Origin of the sequence: Streptomyces sp. NPDC101191 (genome assembly GCF_044767915.1) — a bacterium.
GTDB lineage: Bacteria > Actinomycetota > Actinomycetes > Streptomycetales > Streptomycetaceae > Streptomyces.
The window spans coordinates 1-10,080 of the sequence record NZ_JBIWOU010000018.1; the positions used below are offsets into that span (position 1 = coordinate 1).

General features: G+C 73.6%; 10 protein-coding genes. 3 read left to right on the top strand and 7 right to left on the bottom strand.

Annotation, left to right across the window (positions count from 1 at the left end; all coding sequences use genetic code 11):
* Positions 1-356 precede the first annotated feature (356 nt).
* Positions 357-1,382 carry an SGNH/GDSL hydrolase family protein gene (locus tag ACIRQF_RS37910; protein WP_376638438.1) on the bottom strand — a complete coding sequence of 342 codons (1,026 nt, stop codon included), beginning with the start codon at positions 1,380-1,382 and terminating at the stop codon, positions 357-359.
* Between the two features lie 114 nt (positions 1,383-1,496).
* Here ACIRQF_RS37910 and ACIRQF_RS37915 point away from each other — a divergent pair, with 114 nt between their 5' ends.
* Positions 1,497-2,891: a cystathionine beta-synthase gene (locus tag ACIRQF_RS37915; RefSeq protein ID WP_404099570.1), complete on the top strand. Its 1,395-nt coding sequence runs from the start codon at positions 1,497-1,499 to the stop codon at positions 2,889-2,891.
* Positions 2,892-3,241: 350 nt separating this feature from the next.
* The gene (locus ACIRQF_RS37920; protein ID WP_376638440.1) at positions 3,242-4,075 is read left to right on the top strand and encodes a MurR/RpiR family transcriptional regulator; all 834 of its coding nucleotides are present in this window, start codon (positions 3,242-3,244) and stop codon (positions 4,073-4,075) included.
* A 38-nt stretch (positions 4,076-4,113) separates the two neighbouring features.
* Here the strand turns inward: ACIRQF_RS37920 and ACIRQF_RS37925 are convergent, their stop codons facing one another.
* The 6 genes from ACIRQF_RS37925 to ACIRQF_RS37950 form a co-directional block, all read right to left on the bottom strand.
* The gene (locus ACIRQF_RS37925) at positions 4,114-4,485 is read right to left on the bottom strand and encodes a hypothetical protein (RefSeq protein WP_376638441.1); all 372 of its coding nucleotides are present in this window, start codon (positions 4,483-4,485) and stop codon (positions 4,114-4,116) included.
* Positions 4,486-4,522: 37 nt separating this feature from the next.
* Positions 4,523-4,915: a roadblock/LC7 domain-containing protein gene (locus ACIRQF_RS37930; protein ID WP_376638462.1), complete on the bottom strand. Its 393-nt coding sequence runs from the start codon at positions 4,913-4,915 to the stop codon at positions 4,523-4,525.
* Positions 4,916-4,956: 41 nt separating this feature from the next.
* Complete coding sequence (locus tag ACIRQF_RS37935) at positions 4,957-5,739, bottom strand: transcriptional regulator (protein ID WP_382487822.1); 783 nt, start codon at positions 5,737-5,739, stop codon at positions 4,957-4,959.
* Positions 5,736-6,146, bottom strand: coding sequence for a hypothetical protein (locus tag ACIRQF_RS37940; protein WP_376638443.1), 411 nt, complete (start codon positions 6,144-6,146; stop codon positions 5,736-5,738). The genes ACIRQF_RS37935 and ACIRQF_RS37940 overlap by 4 nt, the downstream gene beginning before the upstream one ends.
* 172 nt (positions 6,147-6,318) lie before the next feature.
* Positions 6,319-6,801 carry an SRPBCC family protein gene (locus tag ACIRQF_RS37945; RefSeq protein ID WP_382487824.1) on the bottom strand — a complete coding sequence of 161 codons (483 nt, stop codon included), beginning with the start codon at positions 6,799-6,801 and terminating at the stop codon, positions 6,319-6,321.
* The gene (locus ACIRQF_RS37950) at positions 6,798-8,180 is read right to left on the bottom strand and encodes a diaminopimelate decarboxylase (RefSeq protein ID WP_376638445.1); all 1,383 of its coding nucleotides are present in this window, start codon (positions 8,178-8,180) and stop codon (positions 6,798-6,800) included. The genes ACIRQF_RS37945 and ACIRQF_RS37950 overlap by 4 nt, the downstream gene beginning before the upstream one ends.
* A gap of 111 nt (positions 8,181-8,291) precedes the next feature.
* Here ACIRQF_RS37950 and hutU point away from each other — a divergent pair, with 111 nt between their 5' ends.
* A complete protein-coding gene (hutU, locus tag ACIRQF_RS37955; protein WP_404099576.1) occupies positions 8,292-9,968 on the top strand; it encodes a urocanate hydratase in 1,677 nt (558 codons plus the stop codon).
* The last annotated feature ends 112 nt before the right edge of the window (positions 9,969-10,080 follow it).

Sequence of the window (10,080 nt, forward strand, 5' to 3'; positions counted from 1 at the left end):
GGCGGCGACCTTCCCGAGCGAAGCGAAGGGAAGCTCGCAGTCCGGACACCCCCACCCCCGCGGAGGCCCCGCACCCCGCGGACCCACGGGTCTCGCGCGCACCCCGGCGGGCGTGACGCGCCCGGGGGCGGGCGTACGAGCAGAGGAGCCTGGGCCCGGCAGGGCTGACACCCCGCGTGCCCACCCTCCCCCAGGCTCGTCCGGGGGCCCCAGCCCAGCCGGCCGACGGCCCACGCGGAGCGGGGCGAGGGCGCTCACAGGGGGGCGGACGGCCGCGCGCCGGAGGGCGCGGCAGGTGAAGGACCCGCGGGCGCCCGGAGGAGGCGAGCGGCCCCCCGGGCCTCGGCGGCGTCGCGTCAGGGTTCGTGGGTGAGCGGGGTCGCGCGCTCCTCCGCGGGGTCAGGGGTGGCGGCCGCGCCCGGCAGCGGGAGCCGGCGCCGGCGGCGGTGCTTGAGGAGGGCCCAGGGCCCGCGGGCGCCCGTGACCTCCGTGCCGCCCTCCTTGACCGCCTCGGCCGCCGCCTTGGCCACCGGCAGCATGTCCTCGTGCCGGTCCACGTCGATCCGGTCGGCCTCGGGCCACACCCCGAGCGCGGCGCACACCGTCGGGAGGAGCGCCATCGCCGCCGTCGCGTAGCCCTCCGCCGACGGGTGGAAGTTGTCGACGCCGAACATCTCGCGCGGGTTCGCCGCGAACTCCGGGCCCAGCAGGTCGCCCAGCGACACCGTCCGCCCGCCCTGCTCGACGACCACGATGGTCTGCGCCGCGGCCAGCTGCCGGGAGGCCCGCCGGGCCAGCCAGCGCAGCGGCTGGTAGACCGGCTCGATCGTGCCGAGGTCGGGGCACGTGCCGACGACCACCTCGGCCCCCGCCGTCCGCAGCCGCCGCACGGCCGCGGCGATGCAGCGAACGGACTGGGTGGCCGGCAGCCGGTGGGTGACGTCGTTCGCGCCGATCATGATCACGCAGACGTCCGGCGCCCCGGACGGCGCGGCGAGCAGCAGTGACACCTGGCGCTCCAGGTCGTCGGAGCAGGCGCCCGACAGTGCCACGTTCCGCAGGTCCACGGGGCGCTCGGCCACCGCCGCCAGCCCGGAGGCGAGCAGGGCGCCGGGGGTCTGCCCGGTGCGGCGCACGCCCTGGCCGGCCGCGGTGGAATCACCCAGAAGGGCGAGCCGCAGCGGGGGGCCGGACTCGTAGGCCCGCCCGTAGCGCCCGTCCGCGCCCGGTGGCAGCGGCGCGACCCCGCCCCCGACCGACCTCTTGGCCAGCTGCACCTCGGCCAGGAGGACCCCCACGGCGGCCACGCCGAGCAGGCCGATGCTCCCGCCGCCGTACGCCGCACCCGCCGCGATCCGCCGTGCCACCCTCGCTCGGGACATCGGGGCCGTCACCTCCTTCAAGCCGTCTCTCGTGTAACTGCCCCGTAACCGGCTCCGCCTACGCATTTCACGGAATACGCTGGCTGCACCATTACGGAGACCCCGGAGATTACGGTGCAATTCCACGACTCGATGATCAGCCTCGTCGGCAACACCCCGCTGGTGAAGCTCAACAACGTCACCGCCGGCATCCAGGCGACCGTCCTGGCCAAGGTCGAGTACTTCAACCCGGGCGGTTCGGTCAAGGACCGCATCGCCCTGCGCATGATCGAAGCGGCCGAGGAGAGCGGCGCGCTCAAGCCCGGCGGCACCATCGTCGAGCCCACGTCCGGCAACACCGGCGTCGGCCTGGCGATCGTGGCCCAGCAGAAGGGCTACAAGTGCATCTTCGTCTGCCCCGACAAGGTGTCCACGGACAAGATCAACGTGCTGCGCGCCTACGGCGCCGAGGTCGTCGTCTGCCCCACGGCCGTCGACCCGGAGCACCCCGACTCGTACTACAACGTCTCGGACCGGCTGGTCCGTGAGACGCCGGGCGCCTGGAAGCCCGACCAGTACTCGAACCCGAACAACCCGCGCTCGCACTACGAGACCACCGGTCCGGAGCTGTGGGACCAGACGGACGGGAAGATCACCCACTTCGTCGCCGGCGTCGGTACCGGCGGCACCATCTCGGGCACCGGCAGGTACCTGAAGGAGGTCAGCGGCGGCAAGGTCCAGGTCGTCGGCGCCGACCCGGAGGGCTCGGTCTACTCGGGCGGCTCCGGTCGCCCGTACCTGGTCGAGGGCGTCGGCGAGGACTTCTGGCCCACCGCCTACGACGCCTCGGTCACCGACCGGATCGTCGCGGTGTCGGACAAGGACTCCTTCCAGATGACCCGCCGCCTCGCCAAGGAGGAGGGCCTGCTCGTGGGCGGCTCCTGCGGCATGGCGGTCGTCGCCGCCATGGAGGTCGCGCGCGAGCTCGGCCCCGACGACGTCGTCGTCGTGCTGCTGCCGGACTCCGGCCGCGGCTACCTGTCGAAGATCTTCAACGACGAGTGGATGGCCGACTACGGCTTCCTGGAGGACACCACGTCCGCCACGGTCGCCGACGTACTCAGCCACAAGTCGCACGGTCTGCCCTCGCTCGTCCACATGCACCCCGACGAGACCGTCGGCCAGGCCATCGAGGTGCTGCGCGAGTACGGCGTCTCGCAGATGCCGGTCGTCAAGCCGGGCGCCGGTCACCCGGACGTCATGGCCGCCGAGGTCGTCGGCTCGGTCGTCGAGCGGGAGCTCCTGAACGCCCTCTTCACGCAGAAGGCGTCCCTGGAGGACCCGCTGGAGGACCACATGTCCGGCCCGCTGCCGCAGGTCGGCTCGGGTGAGCCGGTCGCCGACCTGATGGCCGCGCTGGGCGAGGCCGACGCGGCGATCGTCCTGGTCGAGGGCAAGCCGACCGATGTGGTCAGCCGTCAGGACCTGCTCGCCTTCCTGGCCGCCAACGACGGTACGAAGCACCACTGAGGCCGACGCGCCCCGCTGCCGGGAGGCTGCGGGGCGCGTTCGCGTAAACGGTACGAGCGCGACACGTACCCGCAGCACCCGCTTAACAAGGCTTCGGCAGAGTGACTCTCGTCGGCGTCACGGACCTCCGGAGCGGCTCCCGGACCTCCACGCACGTCGCGGACGCGGACCGGCCCTGACCCGGGCCCGTGTCCCACGCGGGGACCGCCGTCGTCCCGCCCCCCGGCAACGGGGGTGCGGCGGTCCCCGCGTCATCCCACCCCTCGGTCCCTCCGGCCCCTTCCCTTGCCTGTCTGCATATGTTCATGCAGAGTTCCAGGTGGATGAATAGCTGGAGGAAGGGGGACGGTATGAGCGACAGCCCGGCCGGACGACTGCAGGTGCTCTTCGAAGGGCACCGGCTGACGCCGACCCAGCGCCGGATCGCGCACTGCATGGTGCGGCGGGCCGCCGACGTCCCGTTCCTGTCCAGCGTCGAGCTGGCCGAGCTCGCCGGGGTCAGCCAGCCCTCCGTCACCCGTTTCGCCGTCGCCCTCGGTTTCGACGGCTACCCGGCGCTGCGCAAGCACCTGCGCGAGAGCGTGCCCGTGGCCGCCGAGGCGCGTGCCGAGCACAACGAGTACCAGCAGGCCGTGCTCGGCGAGATCGAGAACCTGCAGCACCTCGCCGAACTGCTCGCCGACCCCTCGCCCGTCGAGCGGGCCGGCCGGCTGCTCGCGGCCTCGCGGCCGCTGCCCGTGCTCGGACTCCGGGCCGCATCCTCGCAGGCCAGGGGCTTCGCGTACTTCGCCGGCAAGGTCCACCCGGACGTCCGGCTGCTCGACGAGGGCGGCTCGATGCTCGACGACCGCCTCGACGCGGCCGTGCGGGCCGGGGCGACGGCGCTGCTGTGCTTCGCGCTGCCCCGGCACCCGCGCGAGGTGGTCGACGCCCTGGCGTACGCCCGCTCGGCCGGTCTCGCGGTCGTGACCGTCGCGGAGTCCGCGTTCGCGCCCGTCGCCGCCCACAGCGACCTGCTCATCCCGGCCGCCGTCGGCACCGGTCTCGCCTTCGACACCGCGTGCGCGCCGATGCTGCTCGGCCGGGTGCTCCTGGAGGCGATGGCGGACGAGCTGCCGGACGCGCAGGCCCGCCTCGAGGAGTTCGACGTGAAGGCGGCGGCGCGCGGCCTGTTCGTCGACTAGGGGAGCTCCCTGCCCCGGCCCGGTCCGAGGGCCACGTCCTAGACGTCCAGGTCCGCCTCGATCTTCTTCAGCTGGTGGCGGGCCATCGCCAGGTTGGCGCGGCCCTTGTCGAGGGCCAGGTAGAGGAAGAGGCCGCCGCCGCCGCGGGTCTTCAGCAGGCGGATCAGGTGGTACTGGGTGCCGAGGGTGATGAGGATGTCCTCGATCTCCTCGTTGAGGCCCAGCATCTCCATGGTGCGGACCTTGGCGCGGACCACGTCCGTGTTGCCGGCCGCCGCCATGTTCAGATCGAGTTCCTTGCCACCGCCGATGGTGCCGAGGGCCATGCCGCTCGTGTAGTCGACGAGGGCGGCGCCGATCGCGCCTTCGATCTGTGCTGCTTCCTTGAGGGAGGTCTCGGTGTTCGCCATGGTTCTTCCTTCGTGTGAGTGGAGGTGAGGGGGGCGGTCAGTTCAGGTCTCTGCGTTCCAGGGCGACGTCCACGAGCTCGCCTATCCGTGCGCTGGACCGGCGGGCCTCCAGGTGGAGTCGGCCGACGTTGATCCGGGGTTCGGCGAGCAGGGTCAGGACGGCCGAGCCGCCCGCCGCGTACGTCGCCACGTAGCCGTGCTCGCCGCGGACCAGGAGTTCGCGGAAGCCGCCCTGCCCGGTCGTGTCGGCGAGCCGCTGCCCGACGCCGAGCGCGGCGGCGGTCAGCGCGGCCACGCTCTCCGCCTCGCCGTCCACGGCGTCCTGGGCGAGCACCAGGCCGTCGGCGCTGGCCGCGAGGGCGCCGGTGAGCTGCGGCAGCCGGGCCCGCAGGCGTCTCAGCTCGACGAGCACCTCGGCTTCTGCGGTCATCATTTGTCTCCTCTCGGCGCGCAGGCGCAGGGCACGCCTCATCACAGAGCTGCCTCCAGGGCGTCACGGAGCCGGCGGAGCAGGGCGATGTCGGGGTCGGGGGTGGCGACCTCGCCGACCCACACGGGGACGACGGGCGGGTCCGGCGGGGGTGCTTCGTACGGGGTCTCCACCAGCCCGGCCGCGGCGAGCCGCCGTACGTCGAGCAGGGTGTGGAAGGCGGGCCGGCCGAGCAGCCGGGCGATGTCCGCCGGGGTGCGGACCCCGTCGGCCGCGGTGAGCAGGGCCCGCTGCCGGGCGCCCACCGGCTGTCCGGGGGCGGCGCGGCGGGGCACGACGGGCGCGGTGTCGACGGCCGGGTAGGGCCAGACGGAGTCGAGGAGTTCGCGGCGGCGCAGGGTCTCGCGCTCGACGGCCCCGGTGTCGACCGGCCGCACCGCGCCGAACCAGTGCCCCACCCCGTAGCGGAAGCGGGTCGGGCCGCTGGCGGGCCCGAGGGCGAAGAAGGCCGCGTCGAAGACGGCGCCGAGGTGGCATATCTCCAGTTCGCCGTCGTGCAGCCGGCCGCTGTCGACGAGGAAGCGGCCGACGGCGCCGCGCGCACCGGCCCGGTCCACGGCCTCGTCCCAGCCCTCGCGGGGCAGTCGCCCGCCCGCGGTGAGCAGCACGTCGACGCCGGGGGAGCTGGGGCTCTCGGCGTGCACGACGCGGCCGTCGACGAGGTAGAGCGTGCCGTGGTCGCGGAGCAGGGCGCCGGTGGCCTTCTCGGCGGCGAGGCGGGTGAGCATCGGCGAGACGGTGGTGGCCGTGGCGGTGGCGGTCATCCGAGCACCAGCCTTTCGGCGAGGTCGCCCAGTCTCATGCGGGCGAGGGCGAGGTTGCCGGTGCTCCGGTCGAGCCAGAGGTGGAGGAAGACGCTGCTGTCGAAGGCGGTCTCGACGAAGCGGATCACGTGGTAGCCGGCGCGGGTGCTGACGATCAGGTCCTCGACGGGCGGGACGGTGTCCTCGGCCGCGGTGCCCGCCGGGCCGGCCCCGGGGCCGGCGGGCGACTCGAACTCCGCTGCGGCGCGCGCCAGTTCGGCGCTCTCGGCGGCGGTCGTCTCGTGGTCGCCGACCGGGGACTCGCCCGCCGACCCGAGGGCCAGTCCGCTGGTCCAGTCGACCAGCCAGGCCCCGCGTGCCCCTGGCAGGCTCATGGCCTCCAGCAGACACTCGTCGATTCCGGGCACGCGTGATCCCCTCCCGATGCGGCGTGCGGACGTACGGCAGTAACGGTGACGCTACTCAACGTCCTGATCGATCGCGGGAGTTCCGGCATTTTCCAATGGAATTTGTCAGAGGCTGATCGACCGTTGGCCGGGAGGTGATCGCCGACGCTCCGAAGGAACGTCCGGAAGCCCCTCAGACCCGGCTCTCGACCGCCCGCGCGATCTCGTCCAGGTCCTTGCCGAGCGCCCGCGCCACCGCCCGCGCGCCGAAGCGTCCGATCAGCCGGGCGACCAGGCCGGGGACGCGGTCGTGGGAGGGCCGGGCGGTGAAGGTCATCCGCAGCGTGGTCGCCGTGGCGGAGACCGCGGGGCCGTCGGGCACGAGGGTGATCTCGGAGACGTAGTGCATGCCGTGGGAGTCGGCCACCGTGACATAGCGCTCGGGCGGCTCGCACACGGTCACGGTCATCTCCTCCGTGGCCTCCCGGCCCATCATCCGCCGGGTCTCGCGCCAGCGGGTGCCCACCGCGAAGCCGCCCTCGGTGAGCACCTCGACCTTCTCGACGCCGCTGAGCACCCGTGGCATGTCCCGCAGGTCGGTGATCGACTCCCAGACGCGCCCGGGGGAGGCGTTGACCCGGCGCTCGACGACGACGGAGGAGGTGCTTGGTGTCATGGCTCCATGGGAGCACCGGACGCGGGCTCCCGCAGGGGCGGCCGGAGCAGTGCGTCGGGCCGGGCGCCGCCGGATTCGGCCACGATCTCGTCGAGGGTCTGGGCGCGGCGGACCGTCGCGAAGGCCACGCCTCCGTCCTCCGTCGGGGTGAAGCCGTGGACGGCGGGGCGGGGCAGGCTGTTGTACGCGTAGTGGTGCGCGAAGTAGTACGCGCCGGTGTCGGGCACCGCGACGACGTCCCCCGGCCGCAGCAGCGGCAGCGCCCGGCCGGCGGCGAGCAGGTCCCCGGCGAAGCAGGCGGGCCCGGCCACGTCCTGGACCACCTCCTCCCCCGTCCGGGGTCGGCCCTCGGCGTCGTACGCGAGGACCCGCAGCGGCCAGGAGCCGGGGGCGTAGACGGTGCGGGTGGCGACCTGGACGCCGGCGTGGGTGACGGCGATGGGGCGCCCGCCGGAGGTCTTGGTGTACTCCACGCGGGCCAGGACCGTGCCGTGCTTGGCGAGCAGGGAGCGTCCGAACTCGGTGACGAGGGCGTAGCGCCCGTCGAGCAGCCCGGGGACGGTCGCGGCCAGCAGCCGGGCGTAGTCGGCGTGGTCCGGGGTCTCCTCGTCGGAGGCGAAGTTCACCGGGAGGCCGCCGCCGATGTCGAGGGTGTCGATCTGCTGCCGGCCGGCCTTGGTGTTGATCTCCTCGGCGAGCGCGTACGCGGTGCCGACGCCCTCGGCCATCAGGGCGAGCGGGACCCCCTGCGAGCCGGTGTGGGTGTGCAGCCGGGTGAGCCAGGGCCGGTCGAGGTAAGCCCGGACGACGGCCTCCCGGGCGCCCTCGTCGCGCAGCGCCACGCCGAACTTGGAGGTGGCGGTGGCCGTCGACAGCGCCCCGATGGAACCGGCCCCGACCTGCGGGTTGACCCGGATCCCCAGGGGCGAGGCGGTGGGGGCGGAGGCGACCAGCGCGTCGAGCCGTTCGAGCTCCTGGAGGTTGTCGGCGTTGACGGCGATGCCGAGGGCGAGGGCCTGGCGCAGCTCGGCCGGGGTCTTGGCGGGCGAATCGAGGACCGTTCGGGTCGGCGGCACGCCGGCCGCGCGGGCCAGGGCCAGCTCGCCGGGGCTGGCCACCTCGACGCCCAGGCCCGCCTCGTGCAGCAGGCGCAGGACGGGGACGAGCGGGCAGGCCTTCACGGCGAAGGCGTGCAGCACGGGGGCGTCGGTGACGGCGGCGAAGGCGCTGGTCAGGGCGGCTGCGGAGGCGCGGATTCCCTCGGTGTCGAGGAGGGCGGCGACGGGTTCGGCGGGGGAGAGGAGTCCTTGCTCGACGGCGGCGCGGACGGCCCGGTCGCGAGCGTGTCGGCGACGGTCCGCGGGGGCGGGGGAAGTCATGGGTCCATCGCACCACCCGGTGGCGTGGCCCCGCAGCTGTTGACTAAGACTATTCACCAGTCCAGGATGTGAATACCTGAATGAATAACCGAGCATCGAGGAGGCACCGCCATGTCAGGACCCCGACCCGTCCGAGCCCCGCGCGGTACGGAACTGAGCGCCCTGGGATGGCAGCAGGAGGCCGCCCTCCGAATGCTCCAGAACAACCTGGACCCCGAGGTCGCCGAGCACCCCGACAAGCTCGTCGTCTACGGCGGCACCGGCAAGGCCGCCCGTGACTGGCGCTCCTTCGACGCCATGGTCCGCACCCTGCGCACCCTCAAGCAGGACGAGACCATGCTGGTCCAGTCCGGCCGCCCGGTCGGCGTCATGCAGACCCACGAATGGGCCCCGCGCGTCCTCATCGCCAACTCCAACCTGGTCGGCGACTGGGCCAACTGGGAGGAGTTCCGGCGCCTGGAGCAGCTCGGCCTCACCATGTACGGCCAGATGACCGCCGGCTCCTGGATCTACATCGGCACCCAGGGCATCCTCCAGGGCACCTACGAGACCTTCGCCGCCGTCGCCGCGAAGAAGTTCGGCGGCACCCTGGCCGGCACCATCACCCTCACCGCCGGCCTCGGCGGCATGGGCGGCGCCCAGCCGCTCGCCGTCACCATGAACGACGGCGTCGCGATCTGCATCGACTGCGACCCGCGCGCCATCGAGCGCCGCATCGAGCACCGCTACCTGGACGTGAAGGCCGACAACCTGGCCCACGCGCTCCAGCTCGCCACCGAGGCCCGCGACGCCCGCAGGCCGCTCTCCATCGGTCTGCTCGGCAACGCCGCCGAGCTGCTCCCGCAGATGCTCGCCGAGGGCGCCCCGATCGACATCGTGACGGACCAGACCTCCGCCCACGACCCGCTGTCCTACCTCCCGGTCGGCGTCGCCTTCGAGGACATGGCCGACGCCGCCGCCAAGGACCCGGCCGGCTTCACCAGCCGCGCCCGCGAGTCGATGGCCCGGCACGTCGAGGCCATGGTCGGATTCATGGACGCCGGCGCCGAGGTCTTCGACTACGGCAACTCGATCCGCGGCGAGGCCCAGCTGGCCGGCTTCGACCGCGCCTTCGCCTTCCCCGGCTTCGTCCCCGCGTACATCCGCCCGCTGTTCTGCGAGGGCAAGGGCCCGTTCCGCTGGGCCGCCCTCTCCGGCGAGGCCTCCGACATCCACAAGACCGACAAGGCGATCCTCGACCTCTTCCCGGAGAACGAGTCGCTGCACCGCTGGATCAAGATGGCCGGCGAGCGCGTCCACTTCCAGGGCCTGCCCGCCCGTATCTGCTGGCTCGGCCAGGGCGAGCGCGACAAGGCCGGCGACATGTTCAACGACATGGTCGGCAACGGCACCCTCGCCGCGCCCCTCGCCATCGGCCGCGACCACCTGGACTGCGGCTCCGTGGCCTCCCCGTACCGCGAGACCGAGGCCATGCTCGACGGCTCCGACGCGATCGCCGACTGGCCGCTCCTCAACGCCATGGTCAACGTCGCCTCCGGCGCCTCCTGGGTCTCGATCCACCACGGCGGCGGCGTCGGCATGGGCCGCTCCATCCACGCCGGCCAGGTCTCGGTGGCGGACGGCACCAAGCTGGCCGGCGAGAAGATCCGCCGCGTGCTCACCAACGACCCCGGCATGGGCGTCATCCGCCACGTCGACGCCGGCTACGACATCGCCGAGCGGGTCGCCGACGAGAAGGGCGTCCGCATCCCGATGCGCGAGGGCGACGCCGTGGAAGGCTCGGCGTGAGCCAGTCCTTCCACGCCATGTGGACGTGGGGGGGGGCCGGGGGAGCGGGGGGCGCCCCCCGCGGCGGCGGCGGCCTCCGCGCCGGCCGGGGCGTCGAGGGCGCCGCCGCCGG

What these genes read in the sequence shown, in the direction of transcription:
- ACIRQF_RS37910 (WP_376638438.1), bottom strand. Translation starts at nt 1,382, where the DNA reads ATGTCCCGAGCGAGGGTGGCACGGCGGATCGCGGCGGGTGCGGCGTAC.
- ACIRQF_RS37920 (WP_376638440.1), top strand. Translation starts at nt 3,242, where the DNA reads ATGAGCGACAGCCCGGCCGGACGACTGCAGGTGCTCTTCGAAGGGCAC.
- ACIRQF_RS37925 (WP_376638441.1), bottom strand. Translation starts at nt 4,485, where the DNA reads ATGGCGAACACCGAGACCTCCCTCAAGGAAGCAGCACAGATCGAAGGC.
- ACIRQF_RS37930 (WP_376638462.1), bottom strand. Translation starts at nt 4,915, where the DNA reads ATGACCGCAGAAGCCGAGGTGCTCGTCGAGCTGAGACGCCTGCGGGCC.
- ACIRQF_RS37935 (WP_382487822.1), bottom strand. Translation starts at nt 5,739, where the DNA reads ATGACCGCCACCGCCACGGCCACCACCGTCTCGCCGATGCTCACCCGC.
- ACIRQF_RS37945 (WP_382487824.1), bottom strand. Translation starts at nt 6,801, where the DNA reads ATGACACCAAGCACCTCCTCCGTCGTCGTCGAGCGCCGGGTCAACGCC.
- ACIRQF_RS37950 (WP_376638445.1), bottom strand. Translation starts at nt 8,180, where the DNA reads ATGACTTCCCCCGCCCCCGCGGACCGTCGCCGACACGCTCGCGACCGG.
- hutU (WP_404099576.1), top strand. Translation starts at nt 8,292, where the DNA reads ATGTCAGGACCCCGACCCGTCCGAGCCCCGCGCGGTACGGAACTGAGC.